Source organism: Streptomyces sp. GLSS-08 (assembly GCF_056387915.1).
Genome location: NZ_JBWJAQ010000004.1, coordinates 176163 through 202185, shown reverse-complemented (window position 1 = coordinate 202185; position 26023 = coordinate 176163). Strand labels below are relative to the sequence as shown.

22 protein-coding genes and 3 tRNA genes are annotated in these 26023 nt (G+C 74.2%); 14 read left to right on the top strand and 11 right to left on the bottom strand.

What is annotated here, in order from left to right:
• Positions 1-10: 10 nt before the first annotated feature.
• Positions 11-715: a response regulator transcription factor gene (locus tag AC0ZLC_RS09000; RefSeq protein WP_476751363.1), complete on the bottom strand. Its 705-nt coding sequence runs from the start codon at positions 713-715 to the stop codon at positions 11-13.
• Between the two features lie 109 nt (positions 716-824).
• Here AC0ZLC_RS09000 and AC0ZLC_RS08995 point away from each other — a divergent pair, with 109 nt between their 5' ends.
• Entirely contained in the window at positions 825-1361 is a 537-nt protein-coding gene (locus AC0ZLC_RS08995) for a hypothetical protein (RefSeq protein ID WP_476751362.1), read from the top strand.
• Positions 1362-1455: 94 nt separating this feature from the next.
• On the opposite strand, the gene AC0ZLC_RS08990 is transcribed toward AC0ZLC_RS08995, so the two are convergent.
• Together AC0ZLC_RS08990 and AC0ZLC_RS08985 are read right to left on the bottom strand one after the other, a co-directional pair.
• Entirely contained in the window at positions 1456-2334 is an 879-nt protein-coding gene (locus tag AC0ZLC_RS08990) for a spermidine synthase (protein ID WP_476751361.1), read from the bottom strand.
• 79 nt (positions 2335-2413) lie between these two features.
• Complete coding sequence (locus AC0ZLC_RS08985) at positions 2414-2839, bottom strand: hypothetical protein (RefSeq protein WP_476751585.1); 426 nt, start codon at positions 2837-2839, stop codon at positions 2414-2416.
• Positions 2840-3137: 298 nt separating this feature from the next.
• On the opposite strand from AC0ZLC_RS08985, the gene AC0ZLC_RS08980 reads away from it, so the two are divergent.
• Entirely contained in the window at positions 3138-4595 is a 1458-nt protein-coding gene (locus AC0ZLC_RS08980; protein ID WP_476751360.1) for a hypothetical protein, read from the top strand.
• A gap of 19 nt (positions 4596-4614) precedes the next feature.
• On the opposite strand, the gene AC0ZLC_RS08975 is transcribed toward AC0ZLC_RS08980, so the two are convergent.
• On the bottom strand, positions 4615-5211 hold the full coding sequence (locus AC0ZLC_RS08975) for a histidine phosphatase family protein (protein ID WP_476751359.1): 597 nt from the start codon (positions 5209-5211) through the stop codon (positions 4615-4617).
• Between the two features lie 201 nt (positions 5212-5412).
• Between AC0ZLC_RS08975 and AC0ZLC_RS08970 the strand changes: the two genes are divergently transcribed.
• From AC0ZLC_RS08970 to AC0ZLC_RS08940, 7 genes are all read left to right on the top strand, one after another.
• Complete coding sequence (locus tag AC0ZLC_RS08970; protein WP_476751358.1) at positions 5413-6366, top strand: phosphatase PAP2 family protein; 954 nt, start codon at positions 5413-5415, stop codon at positions 6364-6366.
• A complete protein-coding gene (locus AC0ZLC_RS08965) occupies positions 6263-7480 on the top strand; it encodes a hypothetical protein (RefSeq protein WP_476751357.1) in 1218 nt (405 codons plus the stop codon). Before AC0ZLC_RS08970 ends, AC0ZLC_RS08965 begins: the two co-directional genes overlap by 104 nt.
• A complete protein-coding gene (locus tag AC0ZLC_RS08960) occupies positions 7471-9081 on the top strand; it encodes a hypothetical protein (protein WP_476751356.1) in 1611 nt (536 codons plus the stop codon). The genes AC0ZLC_RS08965 and AC0ZLC_RS08960 overlap by 10 nt, the downstream gene beginning before the upstream one ends.
• Positions 9078-10424, top strand: coding sequence for an AAA domain-containing protein (locus AC0ZLC_RS08955; RefSeq protein ID WP_476751355.1), 1347 nt, complete (start codon positions 9078-9080; stop codon positions 10422-10424). The genes AC0ZLC_RS08960 and AC0ZLC_RS08955 overlap by 4 nt, the downstream gene beginning before the upstream one ends.
• Before the next feature lie 317 nt (positions 10425-10741).
• Entirely contained in the window at positions 10742-11128 is a 387-nt protein-coding gene (locus AC0ZLC_RS08950; RefSeq protein WP_476751354.1) for a hypothetical protein, read from the top strand.
• 348 nt (positions 11129-11476) lie between these two features.
• Positions 11477-12193, top strand: a complete 717-nt coding sequence (locus AC0ZLC_RS08945; protein WP_476751353.1) for a bifunctional DNA primase/polymerase — start codon at positions 11477-11479, stop codon at positions 12191-12193.
• A tRNA-Lys gene (locus AC0ZLC_RS08940) sits at positions 12184-12257 on the top strand. Before AC0ZLC_RS08945 ends, AC0ZLC_RS08940 begins: the two co-directional genes overlap by 10 nt.
• Positions 12258-12369: 112 nt before the next feature.
• On the opposite strand, the gene AC0ZLC_RS08935 is transcribed toward AC0ZLC_RS08940, so the two are convergent.
• Positions 12370-13929 (bottom strand): M6 family metalloprotease domain-containing protein, encoded by a 1560-nt coding sequence (locus tag AC0ZLC_RS08935; protein WP_476751352.1) that lies wholly within the window; start codon positions 13927-13929, stop codon positions 12370-12372.
• 356 nt (positions 13930-14285) lie between these two features.
• Here AC0ZLC_RS08935 and AC0ZLC_RS08930 point away from each other — a divergent pair, with 356 nt between their 5' ends.
• A complete protein-coding gene (locus AC0ZLC_RS08930) occupies positions 14286-16238 on the top strand; it encodes a putative bifunctional diguanylate cyclase/phosphodiesterase (protein ID WP_476751351.1) in 1953 nt (650 codons plus the stop codon).
• Here AC0ZLC_RS08930 and AC0ZLC_RS08925 read toward each other — a convergent pair.
• Positions 16214-17308, bottom strand: coding sequence for an LLM class flavin-dependent oxidoreductase (locus AC0ZLC_RS08925; protein WP_476751350.1), 1095 nt, complete (start codon positions 17306-17308; stop codon positions 16214-16216). The genes AC0ZLC_RS08930 and AC0ZLC_RS08925 overlap by 25 nt on opposite strands.
• A 414-nt stretch (positions 17309-17722) precedes the next feature.
• Between AC0ZLC_RS08925 and AC0ZLC_RS08920 the strand changes: the two genes are divergently transcribed.
• The 3 genes from AC0ZLC_RS08920 to AC0ZLC_RS08910 all read left to right on the top strand — a co-directional run bounded on the left by AC0ZLC_RS08920 (position 17723) and on the right by AC0ZLC_RS08910 (position 19932).
• Positions 17723-18682 carry a D-2-hydroxyacid dehydrogenase gene (locus AC0ZLC_RS08920; RefSeq protein ID WP_476751584.1) on the top strand — a complete coding sequence of 320 codons (960 nt, stop codon included), beginning with the start codon at positions 17723-17725 and terminating at the stop codon, positions 18680-18682.
• A 308-nt stretch (positions 18683-18990) separates the two neighbouring features.
• On the top strand, positions 18991-19749 hold the full coding sequence (locus tag AC0ZLC_RS08915; protein ID WP_476751349.1) for an IclR family transcriptional regulator domain-containing protein: 759 nt from the start codon (positions 18991-18993) through the stop codon (positions 19747-19749).
• A gap of 109 nt (positions 19750-19858) precedes the next feature.
• Positions 19859-19932, top strand: a tRNA-Lys gene (locus tag AC0ZLC_RS08910).
• An 80-nt stretch (positions 19933-20012) separates the two neighbouring features.
• Here AC0ZLC_RS08910 and AC0ZLC_RS08905 read toward each other — a convergent pair.
• The 5 genes from AC0ZLC_RS08905 to AC0ZLC_RS08885 all read right to left on the bottom strand — a co-directional run bounded on the left by AC0ZLC_RS08905 (position 20013) and on the right by AC0ZLC_RS08885 (position 25637).
• Entirely contained in the window at positions 20013-20666 is a 654-nt protein-coding gene (locus tag AC0ZLC_RS08905) for a LuxR C-terminal-related transcriptional regulator (protein ID WP_476751348.1), read from the bottom strand.
• Positions 20651-21889, bottom strand: coding sequence for a sensor histidine kinase (locus AC0ZLC_RS08900; protein WP_476751347.1), 1239 nt, complete (start codon positions 21887-21889; stop codon positions 20651-20653). Before AC0ZLC_RS08900 ends, AC0ZLC_RS08905 begins: the two co-directional genes overlap by 16 nt.
• 242 nt (positions 21890-22131) lie before the next feature.
• Positions 22132-22749: a lytic polysaccharide monooxygenase auxiliary activity family 9 protein gene (locus AC0ZLC_RS08895; RefSeq protein ID WP_476751346.1), complete on the bottom strand. Its 618-nt coding sequence runs from the start codon at positions 22747-22749 to the stop codon at positions 22132-22134.
• A 160-nt stretch (positions 22750-22909) separates the two neighbouring features.
• On the bottom strand, positions 22910-24091 hold the full coding sequence (locus AC0ZLC_RS08890) for an SPFH domain-containing protein (protein ID WP_476751345.1): 1182 nt from the start codon (positions 24089-24091) through the stop codon (positions 22910-22912).
• A gap of 205 nt (positions 24092-24296) precedes the next feature.
• The gene (locus AC0ZLC_RS08885; RefSeq protein WP_476751344.1) at positions 24297-25637 is read right to left on the bottom strand and encodes a peptidoglycan-binding protein; all 1341 of its coding nucleotides are present in this window, start codon (positions 25635-25637) and stop codon (positions 24297-24299) included.
• Positions 25638-25824: 187 nt separating this feature from the next.
• On the opposite strand from AC0ZLC_RS08885, the gene AC0ZLC_RS08880 reads away from it, so the two are divergent.
• Positions 25825-25898: transfer RNA gene (locus AC0ZLC_RS08880), tRNA-Lys, on the top strand.
• The last annotated feature ends 125 nt before the right edge of the window (positions 25899-26023 follow it).

The following is a 26023-nucleotide window of genomic DNA, read 5'->3' as shown; positions in this document are numbered from 1 at the left end:
GTCTCCCGCCTCATGGCGCCGGCTCCACGCGCGGCGGCTCCAGCTTCACGCCGACCCCGCGCAGCGTGTGCAGGTAACGGGGCTTCGCCGCCGTCTCGCCCAACTTGCGCCGCAGCCACGACAGATGCACGTCTATCGTCTGGTCGTCGCCGTAGGCCTGCTGCCACACCTCGGCGAGCAGCTCCTTGCGCGCCACGACCACTCCGGGGCGGCCGGCCAGGAAGGCGAGCAGGTCGAACTCGCGGCGCGTGAGGTCCAGTCGCACGCCGTCCAGCTCGGCCTGTCTGCGCAACGGGTCGACCGACAGGCCGCCGACCCGGAGCACGGAGGACGGGGGTGCCTCGCCCACGGCGGCCCGTGAGCGCCGCAGGACGGCCGCCATGCGCGCCGACAGGTGCTCGACGGAGAAGGGCTTCGTCAGGTAGTCGTCCGCACCGTCGTTCAGCAGCCGGACGATCTCCGTCTCGTCGTCCCGTGCGGTGGCGATGATCACCGGGACGTCCGTGATGCCGCGGAGCATCTTCAGGGCCTCGGACCCGTCCAGATCGGGCAGTCCGAGATCCAGGATGACCACGTCGAAGGAGAAATGGGCGACCTCGCGCAGGGCCTCGAGGGCCGTGCCGACACTGCGCACGGTGTGCGCGGCATCGGTCAGATGCCGGATGAGGGCCGAGCGCACGAACTGGTCGTCCTCGACCACGAGCACACTTGCCATGGGCGGCACCGTACGCCATCCGGGGGACGCCGGTCCGGTGCCTGTGGACAACTCCGGGTGTGACGCGTGCATGAGACACCTGTGGGGCGCGTGGGGCAGTATGGCCGCGATGCGCAGAGGTCTCGTACACGTACTCGCGTGGTCGCTCGCCACGGGCGCGGCGGTCACGCTGTCGTGGTGGGGTGTCCACACGGTGATGGCGGGGACCGCCTACGACCCACCGCGTGCCCTGCCCATCACGGCGGCCGACGCCACCACGCAGGAGCCGAGGCCGCTGGCCTCCTCGACCAGCCGTCCCGCACCGTCGAGGAGCGCCTCCAAGAAGCCGCCGAAAAGTCGCCGGCCGGCCACGACGCCGACCCCGTCGCCCTCCCGGTCTGCGTCCCCGGGGCCGGGCCCCAGCGCCTCGTCCGCCGCCTCCTCCGGGCAGGTCAAGAGCTATGACACGGACGGCGGGCGGGCCGTCTTCGACCTCGGCAGGGCGTCCGCGACCCTCGTCTCCGCGACGCCGGCGCCGGGCTGGTCGATGCAGGTGTGGAAGACGGAGACGTGGATCCGCGTGGAGTTCGCCTCGGGCGCCGACCGGGTGTCGGTGTTCTGCACGTGGCACGACGGGCCGCCGCGGGTCGAGATCGGCACCTACTGACGCGTTCGGCCCCTCGCCGCGCGCCCCCGCGGCGCACGGCGCACCACCGGGACAGCCCCGCGCGGCACCGGATCAGGCCCCGCCGGGCACCGGGTCAGCGGAACACCGACGGGGGCGGCGCGGGCGACGCCACCGCCGCCGCGTCCGTGACCGGCACCGCTCCACCGGTGAAGTCGGCGAGCGCGCGGCCGTGTTCGACGCGTCCGGGGTGCGGGTCCGAGGCCGCGCGCCGGGTCAGTTCGGCCACCGGGAGCGGGCGTCCGGAGGCGACCAGGACGGCGTTTCCGAAACGCTTGCCGCGCAGCACCGTGGGGTCCGCGACCAGGGCCAGTTCGGGGAAGACGCTCGCGGCCGTGGCGATCTGGCCGCGCAGATGGGCGAGCGGCGGGCCGTCGGCCAGGTTGGCGGCGTAGAGGCCGTCGGCCCTGACGACCCTGCGGACGTCGCCGAGGAACTCGACCGAGGTGAGGTGCGCGGGGGTGCGGGCCCCGCTGAACACGTCCGCGATCACCAGGTCCGCCCAGTCGTCCGGCACCTTGGCGAGGCCTTCGCGGGCGTCCGTGGAACGCACCCGGATCCGGGCGTTCGGGTCCAGCGGCAGCTCGCGGCGGACCAGTCGGACGAGGGCGGCGTCGCGTTCGACGGCCTGCTGGGTGGAGCGGGGACGGGTGGCGGCGACGTAGCGGGCGAGGGTGAGGGCCCCGCCACCGAGGTGCACGACGTGCACGGGCCTGCCGGGCGGGGCGGCGAGGTCGATGACGTGGCCGAGGCGGCGCTGGTACTCGAAGCCCAGGTACGCCGGGTCGTCGAGGTCGACGTGCGACTGCGGGGCGCCGTCGATGAGCAGCGTCCAGGCACGCGCCCGGTCCCGGTCGGGTATCAGCTCGGCGAGCCCGCCGTCGACCGGCTCGACGACACCCCCGGAGCCCTCCTGCCCACGCCGCGCGCCGCGGCCGCTCTTCGACTTGCCCATCCGGCCATTATCGACGCGCGGGGGGAGGCCGGCCCACCGGCGGCGGAGCGTTCCACGTGGGCGGGTGCGGGGGCCGGGGTCAGCGGCAGTTGTCGGCGGCCTCGATGAGGCGGGCCGCCTCCCCGAGCGCCGCGCGCAGCACCGCCGGGTCCGTCGCGAGGTCCGCGTCCCCGGGCGGGAGCAGCCAGTCGGAACCCTCGACCGGCGGCTGAGGGGCGAGGCTCACCCCGCGTCCGTTGGTCTGCGTACAGGTGCTGCCCGGCATGTCCCAGGCGTCGGCGGTGCCGGGCGGCACCAGGAAGCCGAGGGTGTCGCAGTTGTCGTCGTGCAGGACGGGCCCGACACAGTCGCCGGAGCCTCGGCGCAGGATGTCGACCGCCTCCAGTCCCTGCCGCGCCGGGACGGTCACGAGATCGCAGTCGGCGTCCTGCTGTGGTGGCACACCGCACTCCGGGTGCGGTCCGTACCGCGCCGTACGGAACTCGGTGCTCTGCCTGGTCTCCATCCCGGCGTCCGACACGGAACCCTCCTCCTGACGAGTAGGTCGGGAGTACGGGCGGCTCCCGGTCCGCAGGGTTCAACGCGTCAGCGTGTCAACGGCTACGGCGGAAGTCCGCCGCAAAGGATGGCAGTTCATGGCAGATCGGGGATGAGATATCCGTTTTGTAGCTAAACCCGGGGTGCCGGCATCCTCACAACAGGTACGTTCTTGCCCGCTGGACCCACGGCGACGATCGGGTAGCAATCGGACAACTCGCCTCGGGTCCGGCATGGTTGGACGGTTCGCGAGAGAGGGCCCGGCCATGACGTCGTCGACGGTGACCTCGGCCGGGCACCCCCGGCCGCCACGGCCGAACCTCGCCTTCCGGCGGCTGCGCGGGCACCGCTCACCGGGCGAGTTCGCCGCCGTGGTGCGGCGGGCAGCGCGGGAGATCGGGGAGCGGGTCAGCTGCGACGCGCGGTACATCGGCCGCGTCGAGGCGGGCGAGATCCGCTGCCCCAACTACGCGTACGAGCGGGTCTTCCTGCACATGTTCCCCGGCCGCACGCTCGCCGACCTGGGCTTCTCACCCCGTGCGTCGGTACGCGGCCGGGGGGCGCGCCCGCCGGACGAGGCGCCCCCCGGGCCCCTCGCGTGCCGCTTCGGCGGCCCGCATGAGTCGCGGGAGGCGGGCGACCCGTATGACACGCAAGACACGTGCGACACGCACGAGTACCACGATCGGAATCACGAGGAGAGCGACGTGCAGCGTCGCGCGTTCATGACCGGCGGCACCGCCACCGTGGCTGCCGTCTCCCTGAGCCCCCTGGGGCTCACCGGCGCACCCGCCACAGCCGCGGAAGATCCGGTCCGCCGGGCCGGGTCGTCCGAGGCAGGTGCCGTCGAGGAAGCCGTCCGCAGGATCCGGGTGCTCGACGACCGGCACGGCGCGGACGGCCTGTACCGGCGTGCCGCGGCCCCGCTGCGCGCCGCGTACGCGCTGCTCGACGCGGGCACGATGCGGCAGACGACCGCCGACCGGCTGTACGCCGGCGCGGGTGAACTGGCCATCTCCGTGGGGTGGCTGGCCCATGACTCGGGCCGTTTCGACGACGCCCGCTCGCACTACGCGGAGGCGCTGGCGACGGCCCGGCTGGCCGGGGACGCCGGCCTGGAGGCGCATGCCTTCTGCAACACCTCCTTCCTCGCCCGGGACGCGGGCCGCCCGCGTGAGGCGGTGCGGGCGGCCCAGGCGGCCCAGCGCGTGGCCCGGACCCTCGGCTCGCCCCGTCTGCTGTCCCTGCTGGCGCTGCGGGAGGCGGGCGGCTGGGCGGGCCTCGCCGACCGCACCGGCTGCGAGCGCGCGCTGGCCCGCGCGCAGGCCCTCTTCGGGCGGGGCGCAGCGCCGGCCGATCCGGAGTGGATGAGTTTCTACGGAGAGGCCGAACTGGCGGCGCTGGAGGCGCAGTGCTGGTCGACGCTCGGCGACTGGCCCCGCGCGGCCCGGCACGCCCGGCGCGCCGCGCACCTCCAGAACCCGCACTTCACCCGCAACATCGCCCTCTACACGGCCGAGCTCGCCGATGACCTGGCGCGCGGCGGCCGGCCCGACGAGGCCGCCACGGCGGGCCTGCGCGTCCTCGGCCTGCTCGACGAGGTCCAGTCCTCCCGCGTCCAGTCGATGCTGGCGGGCACGGTGCGGGTGCTGCTCCCGCACCGGCGGGCGCCGGGGGTGTCCGCGTTCCTGGACAGACACGCGAGCCTGCCGCGCACGGCGTGAACGGCGGTTTTGGGGCGGGTCAGCCCGGCAGGTGCCCGCAGTCGTTCCACGTCTCGATCGCGGGCTCGCCGTAGGCCCAGCCGAGGACCGAGAGGGAGGTCGGGTTGAGGCGGATGCGGGCGGCGAAGTCGATCGGGAGGCCGAGCCAGCGGGCGCCGATGGAGCGGAGGATGTGCCCGTGGGCGAAGACCAGGACGTCACGGTCGGCGGCGCGGGCCCAGGCGACCGTCTCGTCCGCGCGCGCGGTGACCTGCTCCAGGGTCTCGCCGCCCGGGACACCGTCGCGCCAGATGAGCCAGCCCGGCCGGATCGCCTGGATCTCGGCCGGCGTCAGGCCCTCGTACGTGCCGTAGTCCCATTCCATGAGCGGGTCCCAGGTGCTCGCCCGCTCGCCGAACCCGGCCAGTTCGCACGTCTCACGCGCGCGCGTCAGCGGACTCGTGCGCACCTCGAGGCCGGGCAGGGGGTCGAACGGTGCGCGGTGGAGCCGCTCACCCAGTAGTTTGGCTCCGCGCCGGCCCTCCTCCAGGAGCGGGACGTCCGTCCTGCCGGTGTGTCTGCCGGACAGGGACCATTCCGTCTGTCCGTGCCGGGCCAGCAGGATGCGCGGTGCCATGAGGAGCCCTTCCGGGGGAAATGGGAGGCGGATGTCTCCATCATCGCGCACGCTTGCCCGAGGCAACCCGGCGGGCGATTTTGGCGTCTTCGAGGACCGGGGGCGCCCACGGGGCGCGCGCCCATGCACCGTAAAGTGGCCGAGCGGGCCATCGGCCCAGGTCGGCAGAAGGTCGGCAGTCAGAAGGGGGAGGGCGATCGGATGCCGCAGACCGAGGCACCCGGCACCGGTGCGGTCGCACGCACCCGATTGCGCTGGTGGACCGAGCTCCCGCTCCTGGTGCTGGTGTACGCGTGCTACTCGGCGGGCCGGCTGCTCGCCCGGGGTGACGTGGCGGGCGCCGTCGACCACGGCCTGGCCCTCCTCCGCGTCGAGAAGTTCCTGCGTCTCAACGCCGAGCATCCGCTGAACCGTCTCTTCACCCACCACGCCTGGCTCGGCGTACCCGCCGACTTCTGGTACGCCTCCCTGCACTACCTGGTCACGCCGGTGATCCTGGTGTGGCTGTTCCGCTCCCGCACGGTCCGCTACCGGGCGGCCCGCACCTGGCTGATGACCTCCACGTTCATCGGCCTGATCGGCTTCACCCTGCTGCCCACCTGCCCGCCCCGGCTGCTGACGGCGAGCCACGGCTTCGTCGACACGATGGCGCAGTACAGCGACTACGGCTGGTGGGGCGGCGAGGCGAGCGCGCCGCGGGGCATGGGCGGCATGACGAACCAGTACGCGGCCATGCCGAGCCTGCACGTCGGCTGGTCGCTCTGGTGCGGCGTGATGCTCTGGCGCCACGGCCGCACCCCGCTCGCCAGGATCGCGGGCGTCATGTACCCGCTGCTGACCACGGTCGTCGTGATGGGCACCGCGAACCACTACTTCCTCGACGCGGTCGCCGGGGCCGCCGTGATGGGCATCGGACTGGCACTGACCCCGCTGGTGCTGCGGTTCGCGGACTCCGCGAAGGCACGCGTGGGCGCCCGTCTCGCACCGGTCGCACTCGCCTCGCGGGGCGCGGGTTCCCCCATTGTCAGTGCGGAGTGCAAGACTTCCGCGGGTGAGCGAATTCCCCGACAGCGCCAGTCCTCCACCGGGCCGGGAGCCGAGCCGGACACCTCTCCCGCCGAAGCGGGGGAAGGCGCTGCGGCACCGGCTCGCTGAGCTGCGCGGCCCGGACGTCCCGCCGAAGGCACTCGACGCCCGGGCCCTCGCCGCGCTCGCCGCGAATCCGGGCTGCGAGCGCCGCGCCCTCCTCGACGGCGCCGGGGTCGACAAGGCGAAGCTGGCCGACGCGCTGGGCTCCCCGTCGGCCTTCGGCCAGTCACAGTTCGCCTTCACCCGGGGCAACGCGTTCGAGGCCCGGGTCAAGGCCGACGGCGGCGCGGAGCTGCTGCGGCTCGTGCACGAGACGCTGGACCCGCGGGCCGAGCCGCCCGCCGCAGGTCTCGTCCCCGACCTCACCGCCGCGGGCCCCGAGGGACGCGCCGCCCGTACGGCACTCGCGCTGCGCGAGGCCACCGGGGCCGCCGCGTGGACCCTGCTCGACCACCCGATGCTCGCCCTGGACGTGGCGGGCTCCCCCGCCTTCCTGGAGCCGGACGCGGTGGTCGTGCACCCCGACGGCAGCTGGACGGTCGTCGAGATCAAGTCGTTCCCGATGCTGGACGGTTCGGCCGACCCCGCGAAGGTGGGCGCCGCCGCCCGCCAGTCCGCGGTGTACGTGCTTGCGCTGGAGCGCGTCGCGTCGCTGATCGACCCCGCACCCGAGGTGCGGCACCAGGTGCTGCTGGTGTGCCCCAGGGACTTCTCCAACCTCCCCGCGGCGTCCGCCGTCGACGTCCGCAAGCAGCGCTCGGTGACCCGCCGCCAGCTCGCCCGGCTCACCCGCGTCGAGGACATCGCCGACGCCCTCCCCGCGGGCACCTGCTTCGCCCCCGACCTGCCCGCCCCCGACCTCACCACCGCCGTCGAGTCGGTGCCCGCGGCCTACGCCCCCGAGTGCCTCGCCGCCTGCGAACTGGCCTTCCACTGCCGGGAGCGGTCCCGCGGCGAGCGCGCGGTGACGGCCCTCGGGCGCTCCCTGCGTGCCGAGCTCGGCCAACTGGCCACCGTCGACGACGTGCTCGCCGCGGCCCGCGGCGAGGCCGGGGACCCGGACGACCCCGCGGTGGCCGCCCTGCGCAGAGCGGCCCGGCTGCGGGCCGAGGCGCTGCGCGGACGCACGGTGCCCCCGCAGGGCCGGGAAGCGCTCCCGGAGGCCGCCCCGTGTCGCTGATCACCACGCTGGCCCGCCTCGAAGCCGTCAGCAGCGGGCGCGCCCAGCCCGCCGCCACCGTCCGGCACCGGCACCTGTCCGAGCGCCCCCTCGTCTTCGTGCCGCTGACCACGGCGGGCGAGGCCGGGGCCCCGCTCGGGGCGCTCGTCGGCACCGACCGTGACGCGCCGCGGCTGCTCGTCGTGGCGCAGCCGCGGGACCGGGACCTGCGGTTCGCGTTCCTCGCCGAGCTGGCCGGGGTCGTCCTGCCGTACATCGACTCCTACGCGGACGCCGTCGAGGCCGCCGAGCGCACCGAGACCGACCCCGAGACCGGCAAGCGGGTCAAGGTCGAGGTCGACCTGTGCGCGGACGCGCCCCAGTTGATCGTGCCGAGCCGCTCGGGCGTCGAGTTCGTCCGGCTGCTGGGGCGCTCCATGCGGTTCCGGCGCACCGCCGAGGAGGAGCCCGAGGCGCCCCATCCGGCGCCGCCCCGGGTGCCGTTGCTCGGACGGTGGCTGACGCACTACGGGGAGCGGGCCAGGGTGCCCGGCTCCTCCCTGCTGCTCGCGCTCTCCGACGTGCTGTCCCGGCACTGGGCCACCGGCCAGAGCAGCCTGGAGGACCAGCACCTGGGCGCGCTGCTCGCCTGGATCGACCCGGCGCCGGGCGAGTCGGGCGCGGCGGCGGCCCTGCGGGCGGAGCTGCTGCGCGACGCGGCGGGGCAGCTCGTGTGCCCGCCGGCCGGCCCCGCCACCGACCCCGCCTTCGACAACAAGCTGCTGGCGCCCGCCATCGAGCGGTACGACCGCGCGCGTACGGCGCTGGCCGCCGCCGAGGACGGTCTGGAGGCCGACGAGCGGCTCGGTGAACTGACCGTCGCCGAGCGGGAGATCCGCGCCCTCGTGGAGAGTCGCACCCGGCCCACCTGGGACGCGGTGTGGCGCGGGCTCGACCTGCTGCGGGCGCTGCCCGAGGGCGCGCACGTCACCGACCGGTGGACCCGCGACCGCTGGTCGTTCACCGGCCACCGCGACCGGGTCGTCGCCGGTGAGCCCCCGCAGCCGCGCCGCGACGACGCGGTCACCGCCGCGAACAAACTCGCCACACGCGAGCGGGAACAGGCCCGGCTGGAAGCACAGGAGGCCCTGGACGACCCGCTCGTGATGGCCGGACGGCGGCTCGCCGGGGAGGCGTTCGCGGGCGAGGTGACGGATGTCGTCATGGCGTACAGCGAGGGCAAGCGGCCAAGCCCCCGCCCGCTGGTGAGCGTCCACACCGACGACCGGCCGCATCTCGGCGAGCGCACGAAGGTCTACCGGTCGCTGGGCGGCAAGCCGCAGGCCGCCGAGTTCGTCACGTACGAGGAGCACGGGGAGGCCGGTACCGGCGGTCTCGTCGTGCTGCGGATCGTCGACAAGATGGGACGCGGCAAGGAGCCCGAGGCCGGCTCCGTGCCGGAGAAGGGGGACCCCGTCTGCTTCACCCTGTTCGAGCACGAGCAGCGGGGCGGCGCGAAGCTGCCCGACCCGGAGGAGACGCCGTGGACCCACGGCGGACCTCCGGGTGAGGCCGTGACGGCGCCCGCCCCCGATCCGGTGACCGAGGAGGACGTCCTGTGACCGGTCTTTCCGCCGTCCCGGCCGACCCCGGCGCCGCGGCCGGCCGTGCCACCGAAGCGATCCTGCGCGACACCCTGCACGGCACGCACCGGGGGGTCGTCGTGGACTCGCCGCCCGGCGCCGGCAAGTCCACGCTCGTCGTGCGGGCCGCGCTCGAACTGGCCGCGGCCGGACGGCCGCTGATGGTCATCGCCCAGACGAACGCGCAGGTCGACGACCTGGTCCTGCGGCTCGCCGAGACGGACCCCGAGGTGTCCGTCGGCCGGCTGCACAGCAGCGACCCCGACCCGTACGACAAGGCGCTGGACGACCTGGCGAACGTCCGGAAGTCCGCGAAGGCGGCCGACCTCGCGGGCCTGTCCGTGGTCGTCTCGACGGCGGCCAAGTGGGCCCATGTGAAGGGCGTGGAGCCCTGGCGGCACGCGATCGTCGACGAGGCGTACCAGATGCGCTCGGACGCGCTGCTCGCCGTGGCGGGCCTGTTCGAGCGGGCGCTGTTCGTGGGCGACCCGGGGCAGCTGGACCCGTTCTCGATCGTGGGTTCGGAGCAGTGGGCCGGGTTGTCGTACGACCCGTCGGCGTCGGCGGTGACCACCCTGCTCGCCCACAACCCCGAGCTGCCGCAGCACCGCCTGCCGGTGTCGTGGCGGCTGCCCGCCTCCGCGGCGCCGCTCGTCTCGGACGCGTTCTACCCCTACACGCCGTTCCGCAGCGGAACCGACCACGGCGACCGCCGGCTCCGCTTCGCCGTCCCCTCGGACGGTTCGGGCCCGGACCGGGTGATCGACGAGGCGGCGGAGGCGGGCTGGGGCCTGCTGGAGCTGCCCGCCCGGCACACTCCTCGTACGGACCCGGAGGCGATCCGCGCGGTCGCCGGGGTCGTCCGCAGGCTGCTGGACCGGGGCGGGGCGGCCACCTCGGAGCGGTCGCCCGGACCGGTGCCGCTGACCGCCGACCGGATCGCCGTCGGCACGGCGCACCGCGACCAGGCCGCCGCCGTCCGGGCCGCCCTGACCGCGCTGGGCGTCGCGGACGTCACCGTCGACACGGCGAACCGGCTCCAGGGCCGCGAGTTCGACGTGACGGTGGTCCTGCACCCGCTGTCCGGGCGGCCCGACGCGACGGCGTTCCACCTGGAGACGGGCCGGCTGTGCGTCCTCGCCTCCCGGCACCGGCACGCCTGCATCGTGGTGTGCCGGGCGGGCGTGTCGGACCTGCTGGACGACCACCCGTCGACCGAGCCGGTCCAGCTCGGAGTCACGGTCAAGTTCCCCGACGGCTGGGAAGCCAACCACGCGGTCCTGGCCCGCCTCTCGGAACACCGGGTGGCCTGGCGACCCTGACCGCCCCTCCGGCGGCCTCCCCGGGCAGGCGATCAGCGAGACGCCGCCCCTCAGCCGGACGGAGTCCGGCACGCCGCCGCAGGCGGCCAACGGTTGCAGCCCCGACGGCTGGGAGGCCAACCACGCGGTCCTGGCCCGCCTCTCGGAACACCGGGTGGCCTGGCGACCCTGACCCTGGCCGCTGCCACGGGGGTCTCGCGGAAGCCGGCGCCCGTGACCGAGGTTGTTGCCCCGGGGCCCTCTTGCACCGACAGGGGACAATGGACGGTGGCCCGCGCCGGACGCGGGGCACCGGAACCGTACGAGGAGGAGAAGACATGGCGGAGCCCACGCCGCGTCGGAACGAACCGCGGCTACGCCCCGCGCCCCTGCTCTTCGAGCCGGCGGAGGCCGCCGGCGACCCGGAGCACTTCTTCGACCTGGAGTCGATAGACGACCCGCGGGCCCTGCTCGCGCGGGCCACCGAGCTGACCCAGGCGTTCCGCGCCGCGGCCGACCGGGCCGTGGAGTTCCAGGCCATCGCCGCCGCCCAGCTCGCCGACCCGCGCCGCTTCGACCGGCTGACGGCCGCCACCATCGCCGAGCGCGCCGAGTGGACCGAGGACTACGCGAAGAAGATGGTCGAGTTCGGCCGCGACCTGCTGCGCAGCGGCACGGACGGAAGCGGCCGCAGCCACGGGCACGGGATCGGCGACCACGCCTGAGCGCGCCCCGCACGGGCACGCGCCGTCGGACGCCTGGAGCTCGGGCGTGCGCCGCCGCACGCCCGAGCCCGGGCACCCCGGACGCCCGAGCACGCGGTGCGCGAGGCCCCACCCGGTCCGGTGCCGCCCGGTGGCCCAATCGGTCCGGTGCCGCCCGGTGGCCCAACCCGGTCCGGTGCCGCCGGGGGGCCCAACCCGGTCCGGTGCTGCCCGGTGGCCCGGCACGGGCGACCCACAAGGCCCCCCGGCATATGCCAGGCGGGCAAGATACTCCCCTCTCCACCTCCCTGTCCCGGATTTCGGCAACTCTCCGGAACGGAACGCTCACACCGGGTAGATCTTGACGGCATGAGCAGCTCACGGAACCTCGCAGGCACGTCCCCGCACGGCTCCGGCGTGGGCGCGCCGCCCTCCGACCGCTTCGACGCCTCGGGCGTCACTCTCGACGCCTCGGGCGTCACTCTCGACGCCCCGGGCGTCACCGCGGAGGGAGCCGCCTGGCTGGCCTCCGCCGGCACGCACCCGCGCAGCACCCTCGCCCTCTGGCAGGAGCGGCCCGGCGCCCCGGTCGTCCTGCCCTGCGGCACCGCCTTCGACGTCGTCAACGCCCCCGCGACCTTCGGACGGCGGATGCTCGACCGGCTGTGGGACGAGGGCCCCGGTTCGGGTCCGGTGGCCGCGTACCGCGGACGGATGCTCCTGTTCGCGGCGCCCGGCACGGCGCAGCGGTTGCCGTCCCTCCTCCGGTGGGAGGACTGGGGCTCCCGGGCGGACGGGAGCCCCGGCCGGTGCGGCGCGATTCCGCCGCTGCTGTGCCACGGCACGGGTGACGCCGTGACCGTGCCCGCCCTGTCCGCGGCGTCGGCCGAGAGCGCCCCTGACCGGCCGGAATGCCGCTGGCTCGTGGCTCCCGACACCCGCGGGCCCTGGCTCCCCGGGCCCGAGGTTCTGCTCTGGGCGGCCGTCCGGGCGGCCCGCGCGGCGGCCTCCGCGGCGGTGCGGATATCGATTTTTCCTCCCGCCGATCAGGGTGCTAAGGTCTACGACGTCAGCAGGCGCCGCTAGCTCAGTTGGTTAGAGCAGCTGACTCTTAATCAGCGGGTCCGGGGTTCGAGTCCCTGGCGGCGCACGTTGGCGATGGCGAGGCAAGTTCGCGGAAACGCGAATCTGTCTCGCCATCGTTGTTTTCGCGAGTGCCTCCTTTGTTTTCGCGATTGCCTTCGATTGCTTTCGCGCCGGGCTCAATGAGGCGTGATCTTCACCGTCCAGGAGCCGGACGCCGTGCGGTCCTCCACCTCGACGGTGACGTTCTCGCCCGGCACCGTGAAACTCTCGCCGACTCCGACCGGGGCGTCCGCCAGGGGCGGGTAGACCGAGTCGCCCCAGCAGCCCTCGGAGCGGGGGTGCGCGTCGAGCACCTCGATGGGGCCGCCCCCGGACTCGGCCTCACTGCGCACGCGGTACACGAGGACCCCCTGCGTGCAGGTCGAGCCGTCGTTGCCCGCCGGGGCTCGCACCTCGATGCCGAGCGCGCTGTCCGGGCCCGTGCGGACCACGGCGAGTTTCGTGCCGCGTCCCGCGCCCAGGGTGTGCGCGCCCAGGCCGACGGCCGGTATCCCGGAACCGATCGGCCGCTCGGACGAGCCGGCGATCCGCCCGCCGGAACCGACGGGCTGCGCGCCCGGTACCAGGGCCCGGCGTCCCGGGCCTGAGCCGCCCGAGCCCGCGCCCGCGCCTGCGTCCGCGCCCGCGGCCGGCGCCTGTTCGCCGGATCCCGGGACGCGCCCGGCGGGCCGGGGCGGGACCCCCGCGGCACCCGGCGCCCCGGACTCGGCGGCCTCCGTCACCGATGGGCCCGCGGCCGCCGTCCCCGCCGGTCCCGTGGACAGCGGTTCGAGGGTGAGGCGGGTACTGCCGGAGCCCTTGACGCAGGTGACCTGGTGCGGATCCAGCCAGCCCAGTTTCCACTTGTGCCAGCCGAACAGGTCCGGTGAGAGGCCGAACTGACTGCCCATGAGATCCCAGTCGCCGACGTGCGTGTCCCAGTCGCCCTTGCCGTCCGTGGGGCGGTGATAGAGGTCGGGCAGATCGAAGACGTGGCCCGTCTCGTGGGCGAGGACCAGGCGGTCCGGCGGGTGTTTCTCGAAGACCGTGACCACGCGCCGGATCTCCTTGCCGTCGGCGCGCAGCGGGGTGTCGAGGTTGACCACCTTCGTCGCGTCCGAGTCGACGCCCGGCGCGTCCGGATCGGCCACGAAGTAGACGATGTCGTACCGCGAGAAGTCGATCCGGCCGTCAGCCGCCCTCAGGGCGTCGCGGAGGTAGGCGCCCCGGTGCGCGGCGTTCCAGTCGCGCCGTATGGCGTACGCGGTGGAGGCGCGCGGCATCCGGATCCACCGGCGCTGCGGATGCGGGCGCAAGGTGAACTTGCCGTAGGAGGCACGTTCGAAGAAGCGGGTGGTGTCCGGGAAATAGTCGGCGGTGAGTTCGTCGGGTGTGGTCGTGGGGGCCGAATCGGGGAAAGAAAGGAACACCATGACCGCGTCGAGGGCGCGGGTGGGGCGCGGATAGGAGGCGTTCCAGGTGTCGACGCCCTCCGAGTGGTGCGCCGGGGTCCGCCGCAGGACGCACGGCGCCGCGAGCGGTTCGGCGAGCGCGGGTGCGGTGACCAGGGAGGTGGCGGCCAGCGCGGTCATCGAGGTGAACGCGGCGGCGGTACTGCGCAACCGGGGCGCCCCGTCACGGGCGAGTCCCTTCAGGGCCTCGCGGGTGAGCCCCTTCAGTGGCAGCGGACGCGGCACGTCGACCTCCGGATGCGGTTGTCAGGACACCGCACCCAGCCTGTGGGTATTTGTAGTACTACGCCCTGTTTGTCTGCACCAGAAGAGTGAGGGTGCTCCGGAAGCGACACCCCCGAGCACTCACGGACCGTCACAAGCGATCGACTCGGTAAGGAAGCTGGCCAGGGGCGGGCAGAAACGATCTGCCAGCACGGGTGGCCGTTCCCGGACGCCGCACAGTGGCTGGAAGGCCCCGGGGGCAACCTCTATGATCGGCACACTTTCCTGCACGGGCCCGGCTTGTGCGGCCGTCCCCCGTTCGGCCGAGTACCCCGACGAGACTTATACGAAGAACGAGTGCACTGCGGGAGCGAGCGGTGAGCGGAACCTCCGAAGGGCCGGCGCCCGCGGCGGACTTCGTCCGGCGGGCTGTCACAGAGCGTCACATCGACACACCTTCTCGTACGGTGATGTCGCCGCATCCGTCCGACGGAGCGCCCCCGGGCCCCGTCTCCGGGGAGGTCCACCGGGAGCATCCCCAGCCCCTCACCGACGCGGCGCCGGGCACCGGGCCCTCTCCTCTGCCGGGCCGCGCCCGCGGTGCCGCCTTCGCCGCCGCCCCCCTCGCCATGGCCGTCGTCGACCGCGCGGACGTGATCGTCACCGCCAACGAGACGCTCGGCCTGCTGCTGGGCACCGGCTCGGCCCCGCTCGACGGGCGGACCGCCTCCGACCTGGTGGACCTGGCGTCCGACGCCCGCACCTGGCACGCGTACCGCGAGGTGCTGCGCGGCCGGCAGGCGCGGCTGCGCTGCACGCGCCGGATCAGGCACCCCGACGGGCACTCCCTCTGGGTCCAGGTGACGGTGACCCCGCTGCCCGAGGAGGAGGCCGTCCTGATGTCGGTCGCCGACATCAGCTCACGCCGGGAACTCCAGGCGCGGCTGCGCCACTTGCAGATGCACGACCCGGTGACCCGGCTGCCCAACCGCACCCTGTTCTTCGAGCGCCTCACGGCCGCGCTGGAGACGGACGCGTACGAGGAGGGCGGCACCGGCCGGATCGGGCTGTGCTACCTGGACCTCGACGGGTTCAAGGCGGTCAACGACACCCTCGGCCACCGCGTCGGCGACCGGCTGCTGGGCGCCGTGGCCGAACGTCTGACGCGCTGCGCCGAACAGGCGGGTCACGCGCGGGCCGCCACGCCCCTGGTGGCCAGGCTCGGCGGCGACGAGTTCGCGCTGCTGGTCGAGGACTCCACCGGCACCGAACAGCTCGCCGACCTCGCCGAGTCCGTACTGAAGGCACTGGAGGCCCCCTTCGACCTGTCCGGCCGGCGGCTGTCGGTGTCGGCGTCCATCGGCGTGGTGGAGCGCCGTGCGGCGGGGACCACCGCGACCGGGCTGATGCAGGCCGCGGACACGACGCTGTACTGGGCGAAGGCCGACGGCAAGTCGCGCTGGACGCTCTTCGACCCGGAGCGCAACGCGCACCGCATGACGCGCCAGGCCCTGTCCTCCACCCTGCGCCCGGCCGTCGACCGCGGCGAATTCACCCTCGAATACCAGCCGTTGGTGAGCATGGAGGACGGCGGGGTGCGCGGGGTGGAGGCGCTGGTGCGCTGGAACCACCCGCAGTTCGGGATGCTGACGCCGAATCGGTTCATCGGTCTGGCCGAGGAGGACGGTTCGATCGTGCAGCTGGGCCGGTGGGTGCTGGCGACCGCCTGCCGGCAGGCCCGGCGCTGGCAGCGGGACCATCCGGACACGGACCCGATCTTCGTCAGCGTGAACGTGGCCGTGCGCCAGGTGTGGGACTCCGACCTGGTCGCGGACGTGGCGCAGATCCTCGCCGAGACGCAACTCCCACCGCATTTGCTCCAGTTGGAGCTGACGGAGTCCGCGGTGATGGGCTCGGCCGGGCGTCCGCTCCAGGCCCTTCAGGCGCTCAGCGACATGGGCGTACGGATCGCCATCGACGACTTCGGCACCGGCTACTCGAACCTGGCGTACCTGAGCCGGCTGCCGGTCTCGGTCCTGAAGCTCGACGGCTCCTTCGTCCGCAGCTTCCAGTACGAGAGCCTCGACGGCGCGGACGGCCACTCCGACTCCGCCGACGAGGTCATCGTCGAGGCCCTCGTCCAACTGGCGCACCGGCTGGGCCTGACGGTCACCGCCGAGTGCGTGGAGACGTCCGCGCAGGCGAACCGGCTGCGTGGAATCGGCTGCGACACCGGGCAGGGGTGGCTCTACTCCCGCCCGGTGGCACCGGAGCGCATCTCGGAACTGCTGGCGTCACCGGCCGTTCAGGCAGGCGCCGGCAAACCGTAGGCGTCCGCGATCAGTTCGTAGGAGCGCAGGCGCAGCTCGCCGCTGTGCGCGTTGCCCGTGATCATCAACTCGTCGGCGCCGGTGCGCTTCTGGAGGTCGTCGAGGCCGGCCCGCACCTCGTCGGCGGTGCCGTGGACGACGTTGGCGTTCCAGCCGTCGACGAACTCCCGCTCCATGGGCGAGAAGTCGTACGCCTCCGCCTCCTCGGGCGTCGGGACGAGGCCGGGGCGGCCGGTGCGCAGCCGGACCATGTTCAGGGCGGCGGCCAGGACCTGGCGGCGCGCCTCCTTCTCGTCGTCCGTGGCGAGGGCGGAGACCCCGATGAGTGCATACGGCGCGTCCAGCACCGCGCTGGGCCGGAAGGACTCACGGTAGAGGTCGAGGGCCGGGATGGTGTTGTGGGCCGAGAAGTGGTGCGCGAAGGCGAACGGGAGGCCGAGGACACCGGCGAGGCGGGCGCTGAAGCCGGAGGAGCCGAGGAGCCAGACCGGGGGCCGGTGCGGGGACTGCACTCCGCCGGGCGAGGTCGACTGGACCGGGCCGGGGACCGCGTGGATGCGGGCGTACGGGTGGCCGTCGGGGAAGTCGTCGTCCAGGAAGCGGGTCAGCTCGGCGAGCTGCTCGGGGAAGTCGTCCGCGCCTTCGTTCAGCCGGTCCGTGCGGCGCAGGGCCGCCGCGGTGGCGCCGTCCGTGCCGGGGGCCCGGCCGAGGCCGAGGTCGACTCGGCCCGGCGCCATCGCCTCCAGCGTGCCGAACTGCTCCGCGATCACCAGCGGCGCGTGGTTCGGGAGCATCACGCCGCCCGAGCCCAGGCGGATGCGGTGCGTGTGGGCGGCGAGGTGGGCGAGGATCACGGCCGGCGAGGACGAGGCCACGCCCGGCATGGAGTGGTGCTCGGCCACCCAGTAGCGGTGGAAGCCGCGGGATTCCGCGAGGCGGGAGATGTCGACGCTGGTGCGGAGGGCGTCGGTCGCGGTCCGGCCCGCGCCGACCGTGACCAGGTCCAGTACGGACAGGGGTACCGGGGCGGTGCCCTGCGCCCTGCCTCGGATGTCGTCCGTCTCTGCCACCGGTGTGCCTCCTGCTCGGTACGTCGCGCTGTCCGCGGAGTGCTAACAGGAGGGTGTCCCCGCTTATTCCCTGCGGCCCGGGCCGGTGCCGGCCCCGGGGGTGTTCCCGCCCCCGGGGTGTGCCGCCCCCGGGGTGTCCCCGTCCCCGGGGTGTTCCCGTCCCTGCCCGACCCGGCACGGGACTCGGCCCCGGGCCCCGCTCCGGGAGCGGCCGCCCGGGTCACGCCTGGACACGGGTCCCCGTTCCCGGGTGACGGGGGCGCCGAGTGCGGTCGTGCGAGACGGACCGTGCGGGGCCCGTGTTGACGAAGGGGGGTCCGGGTGCGAGCGTGGTCGGTCCGCGCATCTCGGACGCCTGCGGCCCACCTTCCCTCCCAGCGAAGCGGACGCGCCTTGCGAAACGGTCTCTCCTCGATGTCCGGCGGCCGGTCGGAAGCGACCCTTCTCGTCCTCGACGCCGAGCCGCTCCCCCGCCTCGGCCGGCTCACCGGCCGGGTGCGGATCGAGCACGCCGACGAGTCCACGCTGGCCGAGCGGCTGCCGCGGGCGGACGTACTGCTGGTGTGGGACTTCACCTCCCAGGCGGTGCGCCGCGCCTGGCCCGGCGAGGGCCCGCGCCCGCGCTGGGTGCACACGGCTAGCGCCGGTGTGGACCACCTCATGTGCCCCGAACTCGTCGCCGGCGACACCGTGGTGACCAACGCGCGCGGTGTCTTCGACCAGCCGGTCGCCGAGTACGTCGCCGCGCTCGTCCTCGCGATGGCCAAGGACCTGCCGCGCACGTGGGCGCTGCAGCGCGAGCGGGAGTGGCGCCACCGTGAGACGCAGCGGGTGGCGGGCACCCGGGCGTGCGTGGTGGGTTCCGGCCCGATCGGGCGGGCGATCGTGACGACCCTCAAGGCGCTCGGCGTCACGACCGCGCTGGTCGGGCGGGTGCCCCGGACCGGCGTCCACGGCCCGGACGATCTGGACCGGCTGATGGCGCGCGCCGACTGGGTGGTGTCCGCGGCGCCGTTGACCGAGGCCACGTACGGCATGTTCGACGCCCGGCGGTTCGGTGTGATGCAGCCGTCGGCGCGCTTCATCAACGTGGGGCGCGGCCCGCTCGTCGTCGAGGACGCGCTCGCCGAGGCGCTGGGGAAGCGGTGGATCGCGGGCGCGGCCCTGGACGTCTTCCGGCACGAGCCGCTCGGCCCGGACAGCCCGCTGTGGGACGTGCCGGGACTGATCGTGTCGCCGCACATGAGCGGGGACACGGTCGGCTGGCGGGACGAACTCGGCGCGCAGTTCGTGGAGCTGTTCGAACGCTGGACGGCGGGCAGGCCGCTGCGGAACGTGGTCGACAAGCAGCGCGGGTACGTGCCCGGGCACTGACGTCGGGCTCCCGGGAGAAGATCATCGGCGCCCGGCGTACGACGACCGGACACGGGAATTTCGCAGCGCAGCTCTGCGACCACGGGGAGTGAACGGGGCAAACCGCGAGGTCCACCCTCCGGAGCATGACGCGCGACGGTGACGGAGGCATATGCCATGGGGGCGCGTTGCTGCTGAGGGACGAGGAACGCGCCACCGATCTCGCCAACGAACGCCCACTGCGGGCGTTTTGGTGGTTATCGTGGAGTGAGCCCGTTTCCCGGGCTCGTTCTGTTCCGAGACGGGGCCGAAAAGCGCAGGGGGAAACCGTGGCGCTGATGAACGAGCCGACCGCACCACACCACTCGGCCCAGGACGCCCTGCGCGTCCTGGAGACGGTGGCGGGCCGTCCGACCGGTGTCACCGGCACCCGGCTGGCCCGCCTGACCGGCCTCGGCACGGAGCGCCTGACCACGCTCCTGCTGATGCTGCGCCGGGAGGGCTACGTCGAGCAGGTCACCGACGGCGCCTATGTCGCGGGCGCCGCCCTCGGCAGGCTCAGCTCTGCGCACGGCCGGGACCAGGCCCTGCGGGAGAAGCTCCAGCACACCCTCGACCGGCTGCGCGACTCACTGGGCGCCGCCGTCTACATCAGCCGTTACATCGACGGCGAGGTGCACGTCACCCAGTGCGCGCAGGGGCCGACGGCGCCCGCGGTCAACGAATGGGTGGACTTCCGTTCCTCCGCGCACGCCAGCGCGGTCGGCAAGAGCCTGCTGGGGCAACTGGATCTCGACGGGCGCCGCGACCACCTCTCCCGCCACAAGATGGCCCGCCTGACCTCGCGCACGATCACCAGCGAGCGGGTGCTGCTCAGCAGGCTGGACGCCCAGCCGCCCACGGTGCCGGTGCTCGACCTCCAGGAGTACGCGGTCGGCACGGTCTGCGCGGCCGTCCCCATCACCGCGGGCTCGTCCGTCGGCTGCCTCGCGCTCTCCCTGCCCCTCGAGCACGCGCACCGGCTCCGCCGGGCCGCGGACACCCTGAACCGCGGCGCGGCCCCGGTGCTCCTGTCCCTGGCCCTCTGACGCCCGGATCCCGGCCGCCCGGCCCGCCGCGGGGTGGTCGGAACCACCCCGCGGGAGCAGGTATTATTTTTCCTGTCGCCGCCCCGCGAGAGCGGGAGGCGAGAGTCACGCGCCGCTAGCTCAGTTGGTTAGAGCAGCTGACTCTTAATCAGCGGGTCCGGGGTTCGAGTCCCTGGCGGCGCACGGTGGTGAGGGCGGGTTGCTTCGCGGGAACGCGAAGCAACCCGCCCTCACTGTTTTGCGTGCGGCTCCACCCCGCCGGGTCAGCCCCGGAGGTAGGCCAGCACCGCCAGGACCCGGCGGTGGGTGTCCTGCGCCGGAGGCAGGCCGAGCTTGGTGAGGATGTTCCCGATGTGCTTGCCCACGGCGGCCTCGGTGACGACCAGCTCCCGGGCGATCGCCCCGTTGGACCTGCCCTCCGCCACCAGCCCGAGCACCTCCCGCTCCCGGGGTGTCAGCGCCGCCAGCGGATCGCGCCGCCGCCGCAGCAGCTGCCGTACGACCTCGGGGTCGACGACCGTGCCGCCGGCCGCGACCCGCACCACCGCCCGCGCGAACTGCTCGACCTGACCGATCCGGTCCTTGAGCAGATAGCCGACGCCGGTGCCGTCCCCGGTGTCGAGGAGCTCGGCGGCGCAGGCCCGCTGGACGTACTGGCTGAGCACCAGGACCGGCAGCGCCGGATCGTCCGCGCGCAGGGCCAGGGCCGCGCGCAGCCCCTCGTCCTGGAAGCCGGGCGGCATCCGTACGTCCGTGACGACGAGCCCTGGCGCGTGGACCGCCACCGCCTCCCGCAGGGCGTCCGCGTCCCCGACCGCGGCGACCACCTCGTGCCCGAACCGGGTCAGCACCCCCACGAGCCCCTCGCGCAGCAGCACGCTGTCCTCGGCGAGCACGACTCTCAGCGCGGCAGGCACGGTATCTCCAGACACAGGGCGGTCGGCCCGCCGGCCGGGCTCGTGACGGTCAGTGTCCCACCGAGGACCGCGAGCCGGTCGGCGAGACCGGTGAGCCCGCTGCCCCGGGCCGGATCGGCGCCGCCCCGTCCGTCGTCCCGCACCTCCACCCTCAGCCGGCCCCGCGCGTAACGGCCGGTGACGCGGGCCAGCGCGGCCCCGCTGTGCCGACCCACGTTCGTGAGCGCCTCCCGCACCGCGAAGTACGCGGCGGACTCGACGGCCTCGGCGAAGCGGGGCAGTTGGGCCGTCACCTCCACGGGAACGGCGGACCGGTCGGCGGCGTCGGCGATCGCGTCCGCGAGACCGTAGTCGGCCAGCACCTGCGGATGGATGCCGTGGATCAGGTCCCGCAGCTCGCCGAGGACCCGGTCCGCCTCGCGGTGGGCGGCGTCGAGCCCGGCGGCCAGCTCCGGGGGCGCGTCGAGGCGCAGCAGCCCCAGTCTCATGCTCAGTGCCACCAGCCGCTGCTGCGCGCCGTCGTGCAGATCCCGTTCGATCCGGCGGCGCTCCGCCTCGAAGGCGTCGACCAGCCGGGCCCGTGACCGGGTCACCTCCGCCAGCCGGCGCTCCGCCTCGCGCGGGGCGAGCAGCAGCCGGGCGAGGTGGGCGCGGGCCCGCGCGTACCGGTCGAGGGGCCACAGTAGGAGCAACAGGAGTACGGCGCCGGCGAGCGCGCAGACGGCCGCCGGGCCGTACCCGCCGATCAGCCACAGTTTGGCGACGCGGGTGTCCCCGCCGGCGAGCGCGAGCTGCACCGGCGCCCCGGCCACGGCCCCGGGGAAGACGACCGTGCCGGTCAGGACGAGCAGGTCGAGCGGCCACAGGACGACCGCGAACAGGACGGTGTACGCCAGTTCGCGCCAGGTCGCCGGCTCGGTCAGCCGCAGCCGGGCCCAGGCGGCGAGGCCGGGTTCGCCGGGGGTGCGGTGCGGGGTCGCGCGGCCCGGCGGGACTACGGGCGCCGGGTCCACCAGGCGCAGCCGCCGGCGCTCCAGGATTCCGACGGGCACGCCGGACAGGGCGAGCAGCACCAGCAGGGGCAGGCCCACGAGCAGGGGGGTGAGCGCGACGCCCGTGACGGCGAGCACCAGCAGGCCCACGAGGAGCGGTACGCCGACCAGCACGCCGGTGACGAGATAGGCGAACGCGCGTACGGCGCCCCGGTGGAGGCTGCTGGTCATGGGCCCACGGTAGGCGGCGCCGCACGGCGGGGACCATACGCGCAACGGGCGTACCGGGGGTGGGGCCAGGCCTACCTCCGGGCAGGGCCGCGTGGGCGGCGTGCGGGGTACCCACCCGCCCCGTCCGGGTGATCCGCTCAGGGGGCGCCCGGAACCGCGGCCGCCGGACACCAGGTCGTGCGCGCCGCGACCGGAGGCGGTCGCGGCGCGCACACCGCGACCCGGCTAAGGCCGGGCGTGGGTCAGAAGGTGACGTCCGAGCAGGCGTAGAACGCGTTCCCGGTGTCGGCGACCGTCCACACCGCGAGGATGACGTGGTGGCCGCTCCGGCCGCCGGGGATGGTGCCGCTGTGCGAAAGCGTGGACGGCGGACGCTGGCTGTTGTACGGGACGGTGAGGAACGGCGTGGTGTCCAGGTCCGAGCGGCTGAGCGCGTGGTTCTGGTTCCAGCCGTTCTTGGTGATGTAGTACTTGAAGTCGGTCGTGGCGTGCATGGCCGTGAACTGCCACCGGAAGGTGTAGCTCTGGCCGCCGGTGACCCGGGTCGCCGGCCAGGCGCCGCCGCCCGGCTTCGTCGGCTGGTTGAGCGCGCCGAAGTTGCCGTGACCCGCCGAACAGATCTGACCGTCGGCGGGCCCGCCCGCGGGGAAGCCCTTGGGGCCCTCGACGCTCTGCGGCTCCCACTGGATGTCACCGCAGCCGGTCACGGTGCCGTTCTGGCAGAGCTTCTGCCGGCTGACGGGGAGGTCGGTGTAGCCGTGGCCGCTGGCGCCGGCACTGGAGAGCACCAGCGTTCCGGCCGTGGCGAGGCCGACCGCGCCGGCGTACCACTTCGTCTTCTTGGTCGTCCGTATTCGCATGCTGCCGCTCCTGGAGAACATGGGGGAGGTTCCGTGAGCCGTACGCGCGCACCGCGATGTTGCAGGTCTAGACCAAGTCCCACATTATTGCCGGTAGTTGAACATGTCCATACCAATCTCGGGGCCAGTTCCCGTACCGGCGCCGCTCGTCGGCGTCCGCTCAGGTCGCGTCCGCGGTCCGCCCGGTGCAGAACGCCACCGTCAGGTCCTTGACCAGCGCCTTGCGTTCGTAGTCGTCGAGCTCGACCAGGCCCCGCAGGGTCAGCCGGGTCACCGTGTCCTCGACGGAGTCGACGACCGAGGCGAGTACGGAGTCGCGGTGCTGGGCGTCCAGCGCGGCGATCCGGCGCCGCTGCATCCGGGACGCGACCTCGGGGGCGTACTCGATCCGGGTCGGCTGCACCGAGAACACCTCCAGGCCGACGGGCGCCGTGTCCGCGGCCACCAGCCGGGTCAGCGCCTCGCCGACCGCCTCGCTGTTGCGCAGGGTCGGACCGTCCGCGCCGAACCCGCCGCGGACGGTCCCCGGCCGGTCGGCGGGCAGGTGCGAGAGCACCCGGCCCAGCGCCGCCTCCACGCACTCCCGCAGATAGGCCTCGTGGTCCTCGACGCCGAGCGTGGCGCGCGCGGTGTCCTTGACCCGCCACACCACGAGCGCCACCACCCGCAGCGCGACCCCGTTCACGTCGACCGCGGACATCGGCTCGCTGCGCCAGTGCCGCAGCCGCACGTCGACCCGGCGGCGCAGCACCAGCGGGTTGACCCACATCAGGCCGGTGCGCCGGACCGTGCCCCGGTAGCGCCCGAAGAGGCCGAGCACCCAGGCCCGCCCGGTCCGGCCCCGGGCCAGCCCGCCGAAGCCGAACAGGCCGAGCGCGCCGGCCCCGGCGTATCCGGCCCACTGCGCGGGGCCGAGCCCGGCGCCCGCGAGGCCCGGGAAGGGGGAGGGTGCGGCAGCGGGCAGCACGCCAGCCCACCACGAGGTGACCAGGCAGCCTGCCAGCCCGCAGGCCCCGGCCAGCACACCCGCCACTCCCGGCAGCACCCGCGCCGGGCGTTCGGCCAGTTCCGGGTCGACCCCGGGGACCGGCCGGGGCCGCGCCGGTACGGGGCGCCGCACCCGCGGCTGTTCGCCGGTGCCGCGCCGGCGTCCCACCACGGCGGGCGCGACCGGCACCGAGACCGGGTCGGGGTCGTCCCGGAAAAGCAGGTGGACGGGGATTTCGGTGGTCGCCTCGTTCTGGATGAGCCGGGCCGGCCGCAGCACGGCCTCGGCCACCGCCTCCAGGGGTCCGGACGGCGCCCCCTCGGATTCCGGGGTGTGTGAAGTCGTCGTAGTCATACGTGCCTCCATGCCTCCGCGCCTGGAAGTGTTCTCACGAACCGCGCCGGTGCGTCGCCGTACCGGCGCCGGGGTGCGCCCGTACGGATGCCGCCGTACCGGCAGAGGGGTGCGCCCGTACGGATGCCGCCGTACCGGCACGGGGGTGCACCGGCGCGCGGGGCGGCGCGCGGGTGCGTGGGGGGGGTGCGTCACATGGGACGCGTCAGGAGAAGAGCCGTCGCCAGGTCTCCGGTCCCGGATAGCCGTCGGCCGCGCCGCCCCGCCAGCCCTGGGCCCGCTGGAACGCCTCGACGTTGCGCCGGTCCGCCTCGCCCCAGCGCGGCCCCGGCCCCTTGGTGTAGTGCGCGCCGAATCCCTTCCTGACCAGCTGCTGCCCGAGGCGCGTGACGTACGCGTTGTCCGCCCCGGGCCGGAACAGCGCCCGGCCCGGATAGCCGGGCACCCCGTGCGAGGAGGGGTCCGGCGTCGTGGAACCCGGGCTCCCGGCCGGGATGTCCTTGCCCCGCCTTCCCACCAGGTACGACCAGGTCGTCGGCCCCGGCAGTCCGTCGGCGCCCGCCCCGCTCCAGCCCTGGGCCCGCTGGAAGGCCTGGGTGGCCAGCCGGTCGGCGTCCGACCAGCGCGGGCCCGGCCCCCTCCGGTAGAACCGGGCGCCGCCCCGCTCCACCAGGAGCCGGCCCAGCCGCGTGACGTGGGCGTTGTCCGCGCCCGGCCCGAAGTACCCGGCCCCGGGGAAGCGCGAGGACTTCCCGTCGGAGCCGCCCGGATCCGCCGGCGCGGACGGGCCCGGCTCACCGCCCGCCCCCTCGGCCAGCCCCTTGTAGCGGTACGCCAGATAGCGGTCGGAGTTGCTCCAGTACGCGTAGGGGGTCGACTGCTTCCGGGTGTACGGGCGGGTCTGCTCGTACGCCAGGTAGTACGTGTGCGTGGAGTCCGCCCAGCCGCCGAAGACGACCACGTGCGAGCCGTTCTCGGGGTTGCTCGGATTGTGGAAGAGGAGGATGTCCCCGGGCTCCAGCGCGCCCTTGGACGTGCGCACGCCGAAGGTGTGGAGACTGCCCGTCCATTCGTTTGCGGGCAGGTTCCAGGCCATCGACACGAAGCCCGAGCAGTCCTGCCGGTACCCGTCCGACCAGTACTTGGTCATGCTGTACGGCACCTCGGCCGCGACCCACTTGTTCGCCCGGTTGACGATCTCGGCCCGGGTGGTCGCCGGCACGGCCACCACGGCGGGCGCACCGGGACGCTCCGGTTTCCCCGCCGGGCCGTGCAGCGGGGCCTTCTCGCCCTGGGGGGTGTCGGGCGGCTCGCCGTCCGCGGGGAGGCCCGGCCTGGCGGGAGCGTGGGCGACGGCGACCGCGGGCACCGAGTGTCCCGCGCCGAGGACGGTGCCCGCCGCGGCCGCCAGCGCGAGCGCCCGCGCCGCGGGACGGGCCGGTCCGGGCGACGACACCGCGGCGGCCGCGGCACGGCGCCGGCCGGCACAGCCGGGACAGTCGCAATCGCTCGCGGGATCGAATTCCTCGAACACCGGAGTCTCCATGCGATGCCCCTCACACTCCAGATTGAAATGTCCGCATTTCTGCACGATCGTCAGTTTCTCAACCGCCATCCGTTGTCGCATGTTGACGGTCCGAATGATGTACGGCACCCTCCGCGCGCGTCGGCGCACCGGGAACTCGCGGGCCGGACCACCTCCCGGAATCGGGTAGAGTTCTCCAGGTCAGCCCGCGCCGCTAGCTCAGTTGGTTAGAGCAGCTGACTCTTAATCAGCGGGTCCGGGGTTCGAGTCCCTGGCGGCGCACAGACAGACCGATGGGGCCCCTCGCCGATGGCGAGGGGCCCCATCGTCGTCCGCGCCCGGAGGACCGAGAGATCCCGTTTTCGCAGGGGGGCATCACTCCAGGGGGAACAGGTCGCCGGCCGGGC

Bases quoted from the DNA above. Each gene is read 5' to 3' on its own strand.
- AC0ZLC_RS09000 (WP_476751363.1), bottom strand. From the start codon at position 715: ATGGCAAGTGTGCTCGTGGTCGAGGACGACCAGTTCGTGCGCTCGGCC.
- AC0ZLC_RS08995 (WP_476751362.1), top strand. From the start codon at position 825: ATGCGCAGAGGTCTCGTACACGTACTCGCGTGGTCGCTCGCCACGGGC.
- AC0ZLC_RS08990 (WP_476751361.1), bottom strand. From the start codon at position 2,334: ATGGGCAAGTCGAAGAGCGGCCGCGGCGCGCGGCGTGGGCAGGAGGGC.
- AC0ZLC_RS08985 (WP_476751585.1), bottom strand. From the start codon at position 2,839: ATGGAGACCAGGCAGAGCACCGAGTTCCGTACGGCGCGGTACGGACCG.
- AC0ZLC_RS08980 (WP_476751360.1), top strand. From the start codon at position 3,138: ATGACGTCGTCGACGGTGACCTCGGCCGGGCACCCCCGGCCGCCACGG.
- AC0ZLC_RS08975 (WP_476751359.1), bottom strand. From the start codon at position 5,211: ATGGCACCGCGCATCCTGCTGGCCCGGCACGGACAGACGGAATGGTCC.
- AC0ZLC_RS08970 (WP_476751358.1), top strand. From the start codon at position 5,413: ATGCCGCAGACCGAGGCACCCGGCACCGGTGCGGTCGCACGCACCCGA.
- AC0ZLC_RS08950 (WP_476751354.1), top strand. From the start codon at position 10,742: ATGGCGGAGCCCACGCCGCGTCGGAACGAACCGCGGCTACGCCCCGCG.
- AC0ZLC_RS08945 (WP_476751353.1), top strand. From the start codon at position 11,477: ATGAGCAGCTCACGGAACCTCGCAGGCACGTCCCCGCACGGCTCCGGC.
- AC0ZLC_RS08920 (WP_476751584.1), top strand. From the start codon at position 17,723: ATGTCCGGCGGCCGGTCGGAAGCGACCCTTCTCGTCCTCGACGCCGAG.
- AC0ZLC_RS08900 (WP_476751347.1), bottom strand. From the start codon at position 21,889: ATGACCAGCAGCCTCCACCGGGGCGCCGTACGCGCGTTCGCCTATCTC.
- AC0ZLC_RS08895 (WP_476751346.1), bottom strand. From the start codon at position 22,749: ATGCGAATACGGACGACCAAGAAGACGAAGTGGTACGCCGGCGCGGTC.
- AC0ZLC_RS08890 (WP_476751345.1), bottom strand. From the start codon at position 24,091: ATGACTACGACGACTTCACACACCCCGGAATCCGAGGGGGCGCCGTCC.
- AC0ZLC_RS08885 (WP_476751344.1), bottom strand. From the start codon at position 25,637: ATGGAGACTCCGGTGTTCGAGGAATTCGATCCCGCGAGCGATTGCGAC.